This window comes from Pseudomonas sp. NMI760_13 (assembly GCF_021283245.1).
Taxonomy (GTDB): domain Bacteria; phylum Pseudomonadota; class Gammaproteobacteria; order Pseudomonadales; family Pseudomonadaceae; genus Aquipseudomonas; species Aquipseudomonas peradeniyensis.
Genome location: NZ_JAJSRC010000011.1, coordinates 48,462 through 64,088 on the forward strand (window position 1 = coordinate 48,462; position 15,627 = coordinate 64,088).

General features: G+C 67.4%; 10 protein-coding genes. 6 read left to right on the forward strand and 4 right to left on the reverse strand.

The genetic code is table 11. The features are described 5' to 3' along the window. Positions 1–88: 88 nt before the first annotated feature. From LU671_RS13800 to nagE, 5 genes are read left to right on the forward strand one after another with little or no spacing between them, the layout of a single operon-like run. Positions 89–820: a GntR family transcriptional regulator gene (locus LU671_RS13800; protein WP_232855941.1), complete on the forward strand. Its 732-nt coding sequence runs from the start codon at positions 89–91 to the stop codon at positions 818–820. Between the two features lie 11 nt (positions 821–831). Then, positions 832–1,920, forward strand: a complete 1,089-nt coding sequence (nagA, locus tag LU671_RS13805) for an N-acetylglucosamine-6-phosphate deacetylase (protein ID WP_232855942.1) — start codon at positions 832–834, stop codon at positions 1,918–1,920. Further along, positions 1,917–2,939: an SIS domain-containing protein gene (locus LU671_RS13810; RefSeq protein ID WP_232855943.1), complete on the forward strand. Its 1,023-nt coding sequence runs from the start codon at positions 1,917–1,919 to the stop codon at positions 2,937–2,939. The genes nagA and LU671_RS13810 overlap by 4 nt, the downstream gene beginning before the upstream one ends. Positions 2,940–2,957: 18 nt before the next feature. Continuing rightward, positions 2,958–5,501, forward strand: a complete 2,544-nt coding sequence (gene ptsP / locus LU671_RS13815) for a phosphoenolpyruvate--protein phosphotransferase (RefSeq protein ID WP_232855944.1) — start codon at positions 2,958–2,960, stop codon at positions 5,499–5,501. A 12-nt stretch (positions 5,502–5,513) separates the two neighbouring features. Continuing rightward, a complete protein-coding gene (gene nagE, locus LU671_RS13820; protein WP_232855945.1) occupies positions 5,514–7,175 on the forward strand; it encodes an N-acetylglucosamine-specific PTS transporter subunit IIBC in 1,662 nt (553 codons plus the stop codon). A gap of 127 nt (positions 7,176–7,302) precedes the next feature. Here the strand turns inward: nagE and LU671_RS13825 are convergent, their stop codons facing one another. Then, a complete protein-coding gene (locus LU671_RS13825) occupies positions 7,303–7,614 on the reverse strand; it encodes an NGG1p interacting factor NIF3 (protein WP_232855946.1) in 312 nt (103 codons plus the stop codon). Positions 7,615–7,616: 2 nt separating this feature from the next. Further along, positions 7,617–11,516 (reverse strand): phosphoribosylformylglycinamidine synthase, encoded by a 3,900-nt coding sequence (gene purL / locus LU671_RS13830; RefSeq protein WP_232855947.1) that lies wholly within the window; start codon positions 11,514–11,516, stop codon positions 7,617–7,619. A 359-nt stretch (positions 11,517–11,875) separates the two neighbouring features. Between purL and mltF the strand changes: the two genes are divergently transcribed. Beyond that, positions 11,876–13,333, forward strand: coding sequence for a membrane-bound lytic murein transglycosylase MltF (gene mltF / locus LU671_RS13835; protein WP_232855948.1), 1,458 nt, complete (start codon positions 11,876–11,878; stop codon positions 13,331–13,333). 144 nt (positions 13,334–13,477) lie between these two features. On the opposite strand, the gene tadA is transcribed toward mltF, so the two are convergent. Then, positions 13,478–13,957 carry a tRNA adenosine(34) deaminase TadA gene (gene tadA, locus LU671_RS13840; protein ID WP_050704163.1) on the reverse strand — a complete coding sequence of 160 codons (480 nt, stop codon included), beginning with the start codon at positions 13,955–13,957 and terminating at the stop codon, positions 13,478–13,480. Then, the gene (locus tag LU671_RS13845; protein WP_232855949.1) at positions 13,957–15,339 is read right to left on the reverse strand and encodes a multicopper oxidase family protein; all 1,383 of its coding nucleotides are present in this window, start codon (positions 15,337–15,339) and stop codon (positions 13,957–13,959) included. Before LU671_RS13845 ends, tadA begins: the two co-directional genes overlap by 1 nt. Between the last annotated feature and the right edge of the window lie 288 nt (positions 15,340–15,627).

A 15,627-nucleotide genomic window follows, 5' to 3' on the forward strand; every position in this document is an offset into this window, starting at 1 on the left:
GATTACGACAGATAACCTGACCAGTGGTATTGACCTGGTATTAAAGTGGTATTAATTTTCCACCCAACAACAATATCGGACACCGCCCATGCGTCCTCTATCGGCCCTGCGCCCCGACGACACCAGCGCCACCCCGCTCTACCTGCAGCTGGCGCGCAACCTTGAGCAGGCCATCCACGCCGGCCAATGGACCGCCGACCAGGCGCTGCCCTCGGAGCGCACCCTCAGCGAAACCCTGGACATCTCCCGGGTCACCGCGCGCAAGGCCCTCGAGGTCCTGCTCGAACAAGGCCTGATCCATCGCATCCAGGGCTCCGGCACCTTCATCACCCCACGCCTCGAACAACCCCTGTCACGCCTGTCGAGCTTCAGCGAAATGCTGCGCATGAAAGGCTTCGTGCCCAGCTCCCAGTGGCTTGAGCGCAGCATCGGCACCCCGAGCAACGACGAACTGATCCGCCTCGGCCTGTCGCCCACCGACCAGGTGGTCCACCTCAAGCGCCTGCGCAAGGCCGACGATATCGTCATGGCGGTGGAGGTCAGCACCCTGCCCGCCCGCCTGCTCGGCGACCCGCAGGCCATCGGCGACTCGCTCTACCAGCACCTCGACCGGCTCGGCCGTCCGGTGGTCCGCGCCCTGCAACACATCCGCGCAATCAACGCCAGCGAAGAGCTGGCCGCCCAGGTGGGCATCGCCCCCGGCACCGCCATGCTGCTGATGACCCGCATCGGCTACCTCGACGACAACACCGCCATCGAGCTGACCGACACCTACTGCCGCAACGACTACTACGACTTCGTCGCCGAACTGCGACGCTGACCGGAGCCCCCATGGACATCGCCAATATCCTCACCCCCGACGGCTGGGTGCGCGGACAACTGCACCTGGAAAACGGCCGCATCCGGGCCATCGACGGCACGCCGTGCGACCCGCAGGCCAACGACCTGCCGTACCTGCTGCCCGGGTTCATCGACCTGCACGTGCACGGCGGTGGCGGCAGCGACATCATGCAGGGCGGCGACGCCTTCGCCACCATCGCCCGCACCCATCGGCGCTTCGGCACCACCTCGCTGCTGGCCACCACCATGACCGCGCCCCGCGAGGAGCTGACCCGCGTGCTCGCCGAACTGGGCGAACACCTCAGGCAACCGCGCCAGGGCGCGCGCATCCTCGGCGTGCACCTGGAAGGCCCGTACATCAACCCCGGCAAGCTCGGCGCGCAGCCGAACTTCGCCCACCAGGCGCTGCTCGACGAGGTCGAGCAATACCTGGCCCTGGCGCCGATCAGGGTCATCACCATCGCCCCGGAAGTCGCTGGTCACCTGCCGCTGATCCAGGCCCTGAGCCAGCGCGGCATCCGCCTGCAGATCGGCCACACCCTGGGCAGCTACGAAGAAGGCGTGGCGGCCCTGGAGGCCGGCGCCACCAGCTTCACCCACCTGTACAACGCCATGAGCCCGCTGCACCACCGCGAGCCGGGCATCGTCGGCGCGGCCCTGGCCCACGCCCGCTACGCCGAACTGATTCCCGACCTGCTGCACGTGCACCCCGGCGCCATGCGCGTGGCCCTGCGCTCGATCCCCTGCCTGTACTGCGTGACCGACTCCACCGCCGCCGCCGGCATGCCCGATGGCGAATACCGCCTGGGCAGCCACACCGTGACCAAGTGCCTGGGCGGCGTGCGCCTGCCCGACGGCACCCTGGCCGGCAGTACCCTGACCATGGACCAAGCGCTACGCAATCTGGTGAAGATCGGCCTGCCGCTGGCCGAAGCGTCCGAGCGCCTGTCACTCCATCCCGCCGATTATCTCGGCATCGCCGACCGTGGCCGCCTGCAAGCGGGCGCCTGGGCCGATGCGGTGCTGCTGGACCGCCAACTGAACCTGACCGCCGTGATGATCGAAGGAGAAACCGCATGAGTTCAAGGATGCTCGAAGAAGCCCGCGCCTGCGCCGAGGTCGTCGAACGTCAGACGCAGACGCTGGACCCACGCCTGCAAACCCTGGCCGAACAGCTGCGCCGGCTCGATCCGCAAGTGGCGCTGACCGTGGCCCGGGGCAGCTCGGACCACGCCGCCAGCTACTTCGCCTACATCGCCATGCAGCAGCTGGGTCTGCCGGTGGCTTCGCTGCCGATGTCGGTGGTGACCCTGCAGCAGGCGCCGCTGCGGGTGCGTGGCCAGGTGGCGCTGGGCTTCTCGCAGTCGGGCCAGAGCCCGGACCTGGTCGACAGCCTGCGGCGCCTGGGCCAGTGCGGGGCGACCACGGTCTCGCTGGTCAACGCCGAAGGCTCGCCCCTGGAGCAGGCCTGCCAGCACCACTTGCCGCTGTGCGCAGGCCCTGAGCTGTCGGTGGCGGCGACCAAAAGCTTCGTCGCCACCCTGGCTGCCAGCGCCCGCCTGGTCGCCCACTGGGGCCAGGACCGCGCCCTGCTGGAAGCCGGCCTGGCCCTGCCCGCGCAGCTGCGCGAGGCCGCGGCGCAGGACTGGAGCCCGGTCATCGACACCCTGCGTGACAGCGAGCGCCTGATGGTGATCGGCCGTGGCGCGGGCTTTGCCATCGCCCAGGAAGCCGCGCTCAAACTCAAGGAAACCTCGGTGATCCAGGCCGAGGCCTTCAGCAGCGCCGAAGTGCGCCATGGCCCGATGGCCCTGATCGATGCCCAGTACCCGCTGCTGGTGTTCGCCCCCCGTGGCGTCGAGCAGGCCGGGCTGCTGCAACTGGCCGCCGACATGCGCCAGCGCGGCGCCCGCGTGCTGCTGGCGGCGCCGGCCGATATCGCCGGGCGCGACCTCACCCTGAGCTGCGCCGAACACCCGGCCCTGGACCCGCTGCTGGCGATCCAGAGCTTCTACATCATGGCCGCGGCCCTGGCCGAGGCCCGCGGCCTCGACCCCGACCAACCGCGTCACCTGAGCAAAGTGACCTGCACGCAGTGAAGCCGCGAGGAACAGCGCATGCCCGACAATAACAAGATTATCCTCCATGCCCCGCTCGCCGGACCGCAGGTACCGCTGGACCAGGTACCGGATCCGGTGTTCAGCAGCGGCACTTTGGGCGACGGCGTCGCCATCGACCCGTTGAACGACGTGCTGCACGCGCCCTGCGCCGGCGAAGTGGTGCAACTGGCGCGCACCGGCCATGCGCTGACCCTGCGCGCGGCCAATGGTGCGGAAGTCCTTTTGCATATCGGTGTCGACACCGTGCAGTTGCAGGGGCGCGGCTTCTCGCCGCTGGTGGCGCTGGGCGACCAGGTGACCCTGGGACAACCGCTGGTGCGCTTCGACATGGACCTGGTGGCCCAGCACTGCGTCAGCCTGGTCACCGTGATGCTGGTCAGCAATGGCCCGGGCTTTGGCCTGATGCGGCTGGAGACAGGCACTGCGCGCCTTGGCGCGGCGCTGCTGGAGGTCGAGGCCACGGACAGCGAAGCTGATATACGACCGGTCAGCCATGAGCGTGCAAGTGGTCATGCCCGGGTTGCTCATCACGGTGGCCTGCACGCCCGCCCCGCCGCCCTGCTGCGCCAGACCGCGCAAGGCTTCCAGAGCCATGCGGTGCTGCGTTTCGCCGAGCGCGAGGCCGACCTCACCAGCCTGGTGGCAGTCATGGGCCTGGGCGTTGGCGAGGGCGCAGAGGTCGAGCTTATCTGCACTGGGCCGGACAGCCAGGCCGCGCTGCAGGCGTTGATCGTCGCCGTGCAGACCGCCTCGGTCGGTGAGCGCCATGCCACCCACGTGCCCACCAGCGTCGCCACGCCCACACCCAATGCCGAGCCCGGCGTGCTCAACGGCGTCTGCGCCGCCCCAGGCCTCGCCCTCGGGCCACTGGCGCGCCTGGACGGCATCAGCCTGCCGGCGGACAGCGGCGACAACGATCCCGCCGAGCAGCACCAGGCGTTGAACACTGCCCTGGCCGAAGTCCGCCACGCCATCGACCGCGACTGGCGGCACCTGCCTCGCGGCCAGGAGGACGCGGCGGCGATACTCGAGGCCCACCTGGCCCTGCTCGACGACCCGGCCCTGCTCGGTGACGCCCGCCAGCATATCGCCGGCGGCGTCGCCGCCAGCCATGCCTGGAGCCGCGCCATCGAGACCCAGTGCCAGGTCCTGCGCAGCCTCGGCAACCCGTTGCTGGCCGAGCGCGCCAACGACCTGTACGACCTGCAGCAGCGGGTGCTGCGCGCCCTGCTCGGCGAAACCCGGCAACTGCGCCTGCCGCCGGCGGCCATCGTCGTCGCCCACGAACTGACCCCCTCCGACCTGCTGCTGCTCGCCCGCCATGATGTCGCCGGGCTTTGCATGGCCGCCGGTGGCGCCACCTCGCACGTCGCCATCCTCGCCCGCGCCCGCGGCCTGCCATGCCTGGTGGCCGTGGGCGAAGCGCTGCTCGACCTGCCCGCCGGCACGCCGCTGGTGCTGGACGCCGACCAGGGTCGCCTGGAAACCCAGGCCGCCCCACAACGCCTGGCCGAGGTCCACTGCCACCTGCAGCAACGCCGCGAAATCCGCCAGCGCCAGCAGGCTGCCGCGCAGCAAGGCGCGCGTACCCGCGATGGCCAGCTGATCGAGGTCGCGGCCAACGTCGCCAGCGCCGAAGAGGCCGCCCAGGCCCTGGCCCAGGGCGCCGACGGCATCGGCCTGCTGCGCAGCGAGTTCCTGTTCATCGACCGCCCCACCGCACCGGACGAGGCCGAGCAGCGCAACGCCTACCAGGCGGTGCTCGACGCCATGGCCGAGCGCCCGGTGATCATCCGCACCATCGACGTCGGCGGCGACAAGCAGCTCGACTACCTGCCCTTGCCGGCCGAGGCCAACCCGGTACTGGGCCTGCGCGGCATCCGCCTGGGCCAGGTGCGCCCGGAGCTGCTCGACCAGCAACTGCGCGCCCTGCTCCAGGTCAGCCCGCAGCGGCGCTGCCGAATCATGCTGCCGATGGTCACCGAGGTCGACGAGCTGATCGCCATCCGCCAGCGCCTCGACCGGCTGGCCGCCGAGCTGGGCGTGACGACTCGCGCCGAACTGGGGGTGATGATCGAGGTGCCGGCCGCGGCGCTGCTCGCCGAGCGTCTGGCCGAGCACGCAGACTTCTTTTCCATCGGTACCAACGACCTGTCCCAGTACACCCTGGCCATGGACCGTGACCATGCCGGGCTGGCCGCGCGGGTCGATGCCCTGCACCCGGCACTGCTGCGCCTGATCGGGCTGACCTGCCAGGGTGCGGCGAAACACGGGCGCTGGGTCGGCGTGTGCGGCGCGCTGGCCTCCGATCCGCTGGCCACGCCCGTGCTGGTCGGCCTGGGCGTGGCCGAGCTGTCGGTCAGCGCGCCGCAGATCGGCGAGATCAAGGCTCTGGTCCGCCAGCTCGATGCCAGTGCCTGCCGCCGCTTCAGCCAGGGCCTGCTGGGCCTGGCCAGCGCCGGTGCGGTACGCCAGGCCTGCCGTGACTTCGCCGCGCAACCCAACGCCCAACCAGCGGCCCCCGTGGCCCTACAACAATAATCGGAGCGCACCATGTACCAGCACTTCATCCAGGGCCTGCAGCGGCTCGGCCGCGCCTTGATGCTGCCCATCGCCATCCTGCCCATCGCCGGCCTGTTGCTGCGCCTGGGCGACACTGACCTGCTCGACATCGCCCTGGTGCATGACGCCGGGCAAGCGATCTTCGCCAACCTGGCGCTGATCTTTGCCATCGGCATCGCCGTCGGCTTCGCCCGCGACAACAACGGCACCGCGGGCCTGGCCGGCGCCATCGGCTACCTGGTGCTGGTGGCGACGCTGAAGGTGATCGATCCGAAGATCGACATGGGCATGCTCGCCGGCATCATCTGCGGCCTGCTCGGCGGCGGCTTGTACAACCGCTTCAAGGACATCCAGCTGCCGGACTACCTGGCGTTCTTCGGCGGCCGGCGCTTCGTGCCGATCGCCACCGGGGTATCGGCGGTGTTTCTCGGGCTGCTGTTCGGCCTGATCTGGCCGCCGATCCAGCACGGCATCAACGAACTCGGCCAGCTGATGCTGGAGAGCGGCAGCATCGGCGCGTTTTTCTTCGGCGTGCTCAACCGGCTGCTGATCATCACCGGCCTGCACCATATCCTCAACAACCTGGTGTGGTTCGTCTTCGGCAGCTTCCAGGCGGCCAGCGGCCAGGTGGTCACCGGCGATCTGGCGCGCTTCTTCGCCGGCGACCCTGACGCCGGGCAGTTCATGACCGGCATGTTCCCGGTGATGATCTTCGGCCTGCCCGCCGCCTGCCTGGCCATGTACCGCCACGCCCTGCCACAGCGGCGCAAGCTGATCGGCGGGGTGCTGCTGTCGATGGCACTGACCTCGGCGCTGACCGGAGTGACCGAGCCGATCGAATTCGCCTTCATGTTCCTGGCGCCGCTGCTGTACATGATCCATGCACTGCTGACCGGGTTGTCCATGGCCATCTGCGACCTGTTGGGGATCCGCCTGGGCTTCACCTTCTCCGGCGGCGGCATCGACATGGCCCTGGGCTGGGGACGCTCGAGCAACGGCTGGCTGGTGTTCCCGGTGGGCGTGCTCTATGGGTTGGTCTACTACTTCGTGTTCGACTACTGCATCCGCCGTTTCGACCTGAAGACACCCGGCCGCGAAGAACAGGCGGCCAGCCAGGCCGAGGGCAGCGATGCGCCACGGGCCCGACGCTACATCGACGCCCTCGGCGGCGCGGCCAACCTGCAGGGCGTCGATGCCTGCACCACGCGCCTGCGCCTGGTACTGGCCGACCGCAACCTGGCCCGCGACCAGGACCTGAAAGCCCTCGGCGCCCTCGCGGTGGTGCGTCCCGGTACCGGTGGCAGCCTGCAGGTGGTGGTGGGGCCGATGGCCGATGCGCTGGCCGACGAGATTCGCGCAGAACTGCCCCATGCGCGGGTGGCGGCACCGGTTGCCGAGAAGGCCGCCGTGGTCACCGAGACGGTCGTTGCGGATGAATGGCTGCAGGCCCTGGGCGGGCGCGAGAATGTGCTGGAGGCGCAGTGCGTGGCCTCGAGCCGGCTGCGGGTAAGGGTCAGGGATGAGGGCAAGGTAGAGCAGGAACGCTTGATCGCGCTGGGGTGCCTGGGGGTGAGTCCGCAGGCGGGTGGGGTGTGGCATCTGTTGGTGGGAGCGCGAGCGCCTGGATTGAGCCAGGCGCTGCAAGACATGTAGGAGCGGCCTTGTGCCGCGAAAGGGCCGCAAAGCGGCCCCAGAATTCCGGCGTTTTCGTCAAGATTGCCGGGGCTGCTGCGCAGCCCTTTCGCGGCACAAGGCCGCTCCTACAGCGATGGCACTAGCCTTAGAAATCGGCCAGCGGCCAGACCTCATAAGCCGGCGTTTCATACGGGTGGCTTTGCTTGAGCGCAGCAACCACCTGGCCGATCAGCGCATCAGCCACCACCAGCTCCACCCTCCACTCCTCGACCACCTCGACCTGGCCGGTCTGCCCGAGGTACGGCTGGCTGCCGTCCAACGGGCGGAACTGGCCCTGGCCGAGGGTCTGCCAGGCGCAGTGGTCGTAGTCGCCGATGCGTCCGCCACCGGCGGCGAACACGGCGGCCTTGACCACCTCGACATGGCTGTCGGGGACGAAGAAGGCGAGCTTGTACACCCTCAGTTCACCCACACCCGCGCATTGCGGAACATGCGCATCAGCGCCGCGTCTTCCTGCCACTCATCCGGGCGCCAGGAGTTCTGCACCGCGCGGAACATACGCTCCGGGTGCGGCATCATGATGGTCACGCGGCCGTCGCGGCTGGTCAGGCCGGTGATGCCACGCGGCGAGCCGTTCGGGTTGGCCGGGTAGGCTTCGGTGACCTTGCCGTGGTTGTCGACGTAGCGCAGGGCCACGCAACCGGACAGGTCGGCTTCCAGCAGTGCTTCCTCGCTGGCGAACTCGGCATGGCCTTCGCCGTGGGCGATGGCGATCGGCATGCGCGAACCGGCCATGCCCTGGAGGAAGATCGAGTTGGATTTCTGCACCTCGACCATGGCCACGCGGGCCTCGAACTGCTCCGAGCGGTTGCGCACGAAGTGCGGCCAGTACTCGGTGCCCGGGATCAGCTCGTGCAGGTTGGACATCATCTGGCAACCGTTGCACACGCCCAGGGCGAAGCTGTCGGTACGCTCGAAGAAGGCCTGGAAGGCATCGCGGGCACGGGCGTTGAACAGCGCCGACTTGGCCCAGCCTTCACCGGCACCCAGCACGTCGCCGTAGGAGAAGCCGCCGCAGGCCACCAGGCCCTTGAACGCTTCAAAGTCGACACGGCCGGCGAGGATGTCGCTCATGTGCACGTCGATGGCAGCAAAGCCTGCGCGGTCGAAGGCCGCAGCCATCTCGACCTGGCCATTGACGCCCTGCTCACGCAGGATCGCCACTTGCGGGCGCACACCCTTCTTGATGTACGGCGCGGCGATGTCTTGGTTGACGTCGTAGCCCAGCTTGACCGACAGGCCCGGGTTGTCTTCTTCGAGCAGGGCGTTGAATTCCTGGTCGGCGCAGTCGGCGTTGTCGCGCAGGCGCTGGACCTGGTAGCTGGTCTCGGCCCACTGGCGCTGCAGCAGGCGACGGTCGCCGTTGAACAGTTCTTCGCCTTCGAAGTTGATCAGGACTTCACCGTTGTTGATCGGCTGGCCGATCACGGCGACGCAATCCTCGCCCAGGCCAGCGGCGCTGAACTGCGCCAGCACATCCGGCGTGGCGTCCTGACGGACCTGGATCACCGCGCCCAGCTCTTCGTTGAAGAGGATGGCCGCGACTTTCTCGCGCTTGCTAGTCAGGTTGCCCAGTTCCAGCTCCAGGCCACAGTGGCCGGCGAAGGCCATTTCCAGCACGGTGGTCAGCAGGCCACCGTCGGAACGGTCGTGGTAGGCCAGCAGGTGGCCGTCTTCGTTCAGCCCCTGGATCACGGCGAAGAACGCCTTGAGGTCTTCGGCGTCATCGACGTCCGGCGCCTGGGCGGCCAGCTTGCCGTGGGTCTGCGCCAGGATCGAGGCGCCCATGCGGTTCTTGCCACGGCCCAGGTCGATCAGGATCAGGTCGGTTTCGCCCTTGTCCATGCGCAGCTGCGGGGTCAGGGTCTTGCGGATGTCGGTGACCGGGGCGAAGCCGGTGATGATCAGCGACATTGGCGAGGTGACGCTCTTCTGCTCGCCCGCTTCGCTCCACTGGGTCTTCATCGACATCGAGTCTTTGCCGACCGGGATGGTGATGCCCAGCTCCGGGCACAGCTCCATGCCGACGGCCTTGACGGTGTCGTACAGGCGGGCGTCTTCACCCGGGTGACCGGCGGCGGACATCCAGTTGGCCGACAGCTTGATGTCGGACAGCTTCTCGATGCGCGAGGCGGCCAGGTTGGTCAGGGTCTCGCCGATCGCCATACGGCCAGAGGCAGGGGCGTCGAGCAGGGCCAGCGGCGTACGCTCACCCATGGCCATGGCTTCACCGGTGTAGACGTCGAAGCTGGTGGCGGTGACGGCGCAGTCGGCCACCGGTACCTGCCACGGGCCGACCATCTGGTCGCGGGCCACGAGGCCGGTGATGGTACGGTCGCCGATGGTGATCAGGAAGCTCTTGCTGGCCACGGCCGGGTGGCGCAGGACGCGCTCGACCGAGTCATTCAGGTCCAGGGTGCTCGGGTCGAACTCATCGCCCAGCTCCGCTTCGCGGGTGACCGAGCGGTGCATGCGCGGCGGCTTGCCCAGCAGCACGTCCAGCGGCATGTCCACCGGCGTGTTGGCGAAGTGGCTGTCGGTAACGGTCAGGTGCGGTTCTTCGGTGGCCTCACCGACCACGGCGAACGGGCAGCGCTCGCGCTCGCAGATAGCCTGGAAGCGCTCGAAATCTTCGGCGCTGACCGCCAGCACGTAGCGCTCCTGCGATTCGTTGGACCAGATTTCGTGCGGGGCCATGCCCGGCTCGTCGTTGGGCACGTTGCGCAGTTCGAAACGGCCACCGCGGCCACCGTCGTTGACCAGTTCCGGGAAGGCGTTGGAAATACCACCGGCGCCGACGTCGTGGATGAAGGCAATCGGGTTCTTGTCGCCCAGCTGCCAGCAGCGGTCGATGACCTCCTGGCAACGGCGCTCCATTTCCGGGTTTTCGCGCTGCACCGAAGCGAAGTCCAGGTCGGCGGAGCTGGCACCGGTGGCCACCGACGAAGCGGCGCCGCCACCCAGGCCGATCAGCATGGCCGGGCCGCCGAGCACGATCAGCTTGGCGCCGACGGTGATCTCGCCCTTCTGCACGTGGTCTTCACGGATGTTGCCCATGCCGCCGGCGAGCATGATCGGCTTGTGGTAGCCACGGACTTCTTCACCGTGCGGGGTGTTGATGCCCTGCTCGAAGGTGCGGAAGTAGCCGGTCAGCGCCGGGCGGCCGAATTCGTTGTTGAACGCGGCGCCGCCCAGTGGGCCTTCGATCATGATGTCGAGGGCGTCGACGATACGCTCAGGCTTGCCGTAAGGCTTCTCCCATGGCTGCTCGAAGCCCGGGATACGCAGGTTGGACACGGTGAAGCCAGTCAGGCCAGCCTTGGGCTTGGCGCCACGGCCGGTGGCGCCTTCGTCGCGGATTTCGCCGCCGGAGCCGGTGGAGGCGCCGGAGAACGGGGCGATGGCGGTCGGGTGGTTGTGCGTCTCGACCTTCATCAGGATATGCACCGGTTCCTGCACCGCGCCGTACTGGCGGGTCTCAGGGTTCGGGAAAAAGCGGCCGGCGACGCTGCCGACGATCACCGAGGCGTTGTCCTTGTACGCAGACAGCACGCCTTCGCTGTGCATCTGGTAGGTGTTCTTGATCATGCCGAACAGGCTCTTCTCCTGCGCCTGGCCGTCGATGTCCCAGCTGGCGTTGAAGATCTTGTGGCGGCAGTGCTCGGAGTTGGCCTGGGCGAACATCATCAGTTCGATGTCGTTCGGGTTGCGCTTGAGCCCCTGGAAAGCATTGACCAGGTAGTCGATCTCGTCTTCGGCCAGGGCCAGGCCCAGGTCGATGTTGGCCTGCGCCAGGGCGGCGCGGCCACCGGCGAGGATGTCCACCGAGGTCATCGGCTTGGGCTGGGCATAACTGAACAGGTCGCCTGCGTCTTCCAGCCTGGCCAGCACGCGCTGGGTCATGCGGTCGTGCAGCTCGGCGGCAAGCACCTGGGCGTCGGCGTCGGAGATGCTACCGGCGACGTAGTAGGCGATGCCGCGCTCCAGGCGCTGGATCGACTGCAGGCCGCAGTTGTGGGCGATGTCGCTGGCCTTGGATGCCCAGGGCGAGATGGTGCCCAGGCGCGGCACGACCAGGAACAGGCGGCCGGCTGGCTCCTGCACCGGCACGCTCGGGCCGTACTTGAGCAGACGGCCCAGCACCTGCTGCTGGTCGGCGGTCAGCTCGCCGTCGACGTCGGCGAAGTGGGCGAATTCGGCATACAAACCAGTAACAGCGGGGACTTTCTGGCTCAGTTGCTCGAGTAATTTACCGTGGCGAAAGGCAGAAAGGGCAGGAGCGCCGCGCAGGATCAACATCGTCGGGACAGCCTCAGGAAGGGGTGTGCTTAGAGGCCGTGCATTCTAGCCTAATTCGCAGGCTTTCGGCACCCGCTCAAAGCCAATGCTGCCGGGCGGTGGAACCGGACCCAGGGGTCAAAAAAACCACCGGCTTCGCGCGATCCCTGTAGGAGCGGCCTTGTGCCGCGATGGGCTGCGCAGCAGCCCCAAATTCACTGCTGTGCTGGGAAAACCCTTGGGGGCCGCTGACGCAGCCCATCGCGGCACAAGGCCGCTCCTACAAAGGAATCGAGCCGCTTCTGCACAGAACCCGCTAGCAGACCTGCCAACCATTGTCGAGATATGGCGCCGCCGGTCCTTTGCGTATACTGCACCCTATGTTCGCCCACACTGCTTTGCGCCAGCGATGCGCCAAATGGCTCCTCGCAACCGGACTCTTCCTGATGCTCGGTGCCTGCGTTGAAAAACCCAGCACCCTCGAACGCGTCAAGGAGGATGGCGTATTGCGCGTGATTACCCGTAACAGCCCGGCCACCTATTTCCAGGACCGCAACGGCGAAACCGGTTTCGAATACGAACTGGTCAAGCGTTTCGCCGACGACCTGGGCGTGAAGCTGGAGATCGAGACCGCCGACAACCTCGACGAGCTGTTCGACCAGTTGGGCAAGCCGTCCGGCCCGGTACTGGCCGCCGCCGGCCTGGTCAGCAGCGAGCGCCGCGCCGCCCAGGCGAAGTTCTCCCACCCCTACCTGGAAGTGACCCCGCAGGTCATCTATCGCAATGGCCGCTCGCGGCCGACCAGCGCCAAAGGGCTGGTGGGCAAGAAGATCATGGTGCTCAAGGGCAGCAGCCACGCCGATCAGCTCGCCGAGATGAAAAAGCAGAACCCGGGGCTGGAGTACGAGGAGTCCGACGCCGTCGAGGTGGTCGACCTGCTACGCATGGTCGACGAGGGCCAGATCGACCTGACCCTGGTCGATTCCAACGAGCTGGCCATGAACCAGGTGTACTTCCCCAATGTGCGCGTGGCCTTCGACCTGGGCGACACCCGCGACCAGCGCTGGGCGGTGGCTGCCGGCGAAGACAACAGCCTGCTCAACGAGATCAACGAGTTTCTCGACAAGTCGCAGAAGAACGGCACCCTGCAGCGCCTGAAGGACCGTTACTACGGCCATGTCGATGTCCTCGGCTACGTCGGCGCCTACACCTTCGCCCAGCACCTGCAGCAGCGCCTGCCCAAGTACGAGAAGCACTTCAAGACCAGCTCCAAGGTCGAGCAGGTCGACTGGCGCCTGCTCGCCGCGATCGGCTACCAGGAATCGATGTGGCAGCCCGAGGTCACCTCCAAGACCGGCGTGCGCGGCCTGATGATGCTGACCCAGCGCACCGCCCAGGCCATGGGCGTGTCCAACCGCCTGGACCCCAAGCAGAGCATCCAGGGTGGCGCCAAGTACTTCATGCTGGTCAAGGACCAGCTCGACGACAGCATCAAGGAGCCGGACCGCACCTGGTTCGCCCTGGCCGCCTACAACGTCGGCAGCGGCCACCTGGAAGACGCCCGCACCCTGGCCAGGCGCGAAGGCCTGAACCCGAACAAGTGGCTGGACGTGAAGAAGATGCTGCCGCGCCTGTCGCAGAAGCAGTGGTACAGCAAGACCAAGTACGGCTACGCCCGCGGCGGCGAGCCGGTGCACTTCGTGGCCAACATCCGCCGCTACTACGACATTCTCACCTGGGTCACGCAGCCGCAGCTCGAAGGCCAGGTGGCCGAGGGCAACCTGCATGTGCCGGCGGTGAACAAGGACAAGCCGGCGGAACAATCGCCGCCGATGTGACACGCCACCGTCCTTTGTAGGAGCGGCCTTGTGCCGCGAAAGGGCTGCGCAGCGGCCCCAGGATTTCAGAGTTGAGCAAAGATCGCTGGGGCCGCTTTGCGGCCCTTTCGCGGCACGAGACCGCTCCTACAGGGATCGTGTCAGCTAGGCTTTCGCCCGCCGCGCCTTGAAGAACTCACTCAAGATCGTTCCGCACTCCTCTGCCAGCACCCCACCCTCGAACATCACCCGATGGTTGAGGAACCCCTGGCTGAAGAACTGCCCCTGGCTCTGCACGATCCCCGCCTTGGGCTCCAGTGCCCCATAGACCACCCGCGCCACCCGCGAATGGACGATCAGCCCCGCGCACATGCTGCATGGCTCCAGGGTCACGTACAGGGTGCTGCCCGGCAGCCGGTAGTTGCTGGCCGACTTGGCCGCGGCGCGAATCGCCACCATTTCGGCGTGGGCGCTGGGGTCGCTGTCGATGATCGGCCGGTTGAAGCCCTGGCCGATCACCTGGCCATGCTGCACCAGCACTGCCCCCACCGGCACCTCGCCCAGGGCCGCGCCCTGGGCCGCCAGATCGAGGGCCAGGCGCATGAACTCCTGGTCGCGGCTGCGATCGATGATCTGCGGTCGCATCAGACCACCGCGATCGCGGCCATCAGGCCGGTTTCCATGTGGTCGATGACGTGGCAGTGGAACATCCAGGTGCCCGGGTTATCCGCCACCAGCGCCACCTGCGCCCGCTCGTTCTTGCCCAGCAGGTAGGTGTCGGTGAACCACGGCTCGACGATCTTGCGCCGATTGGAGGCGATTACCTTGAAACTCATGCCATGCAGGTGGATCGGGTGCTGGTACTGGGTCATGTTCTTCAGCTCGAGGATGTAGCTCTTGCCTTTCTGCAGCGTGGCGATCGGCCGGTCGGCGCAGGTCTTGTCGGTGATGTCCCAGGCCTGGCCGTTGATCTGCCACAGGCTCGGCGGTTTGCCGTTCTCGGTGTTCACCGAGACCTTGCCGACCCATTCGAAATTGAAGTTGAGCTTCTCGGCGTTCTCCAGGTCCGGCTCGGCGACCGGATTCGGCGGCAGGGCCTCGGGCCAGTCGCCGGGCGCCTCGCTGCTGGCCACCGAGCGCAGGGTGCCCAGGCGCACGAATCCATCTCGCAGGGAAACCTCCTCGCCCGCCTCGGGAATGCGGATCGCCAGGCAAATGCGCATGCCCGGCCCGAGCCAATACTCGTCGTCCAGTGGCCGCGGGGTCACCGGGTTGCCATCGAGGGCATAGATCATTGCCTCGCAGTTGCCCTTGAGGTTCAAGCGGTAGGTCCAGGTGTTGTCCAGGTTCAGCAGGCGCACCCGCACCACCTGCCCGGCCGGCAGCTCCGTAACCGACTCGGCCTGGCCGTTGATGGTGATCAGGCGCCCGGCGGTGCCATTGCGGGCCGCCTCGCGGGGGATGCTGAACGGCAGCCAGGCGCCCTGCTCGTCCACGTGCCAGTTCTTCAGGCTCAGGGTGCGTTCATGCTGGAAGCCCGTGGGTTCGCGCTCCTCGACGATCAGCGGCCCGACCAGGCCGCGGCCCAGCTCCTCGGAACTGCTGACGTGCGGGTGATACCAGTAGCTGCCGGCATCCGGCACCTTGAACTTGTAGTCGAAGTATTCGCCCGGTTTGACCGGCAACTGCGAGACATACGGCACGCCGTCCATCTCCAGCGGCAGGCGGATGCCGTGCCAGTGGATGGTGGTCTCCACCGGCAGGCGGTTGATGAAGCGCACCCGCAGCCAGGTGCCCTGACGCACCCGCAGTTCGGTACCCGGCGCCGACGGGCCGAAGGCCCAGGCCTCGGTCTTGAAGCCCGGCACCAGCTCGACGTCCAGGGGCGCGGCGATCAGCTCGTAGTCGTGCCCGGCATTGTCGTCCTCGACCTTGCCCAGCCAGTAGCGTGCCGCGCCTCCGGCGCCCAGGCCTACCACCACCAGGCCGGTCAGGCCCTTGAGCATTTGTCGACGGGTAAAGGACATCGGTGCGGGTACCTCGTGTTTTGCACAATCAGTCTGCCAACTGCGGCTGGCGATGAAGGGCGAATACGATACACCTGCAAATAGGAAAGATTAAGTGAAGTGTTGTCGCAACGGCTGACGGGCAGGACTCCCTGGCCACCGCGGATGTGACGGGACAATGCGCCGAAAATGACTGCTCAGGCTAGTGCGGTGTTTCAGCGGTACTTCCGAGACAGGACACTAGCAATTCAACCAAGGCGCCTGCACTATCACGCACCGTCCCCGTACGCTGCGATACGAGACTTTGCA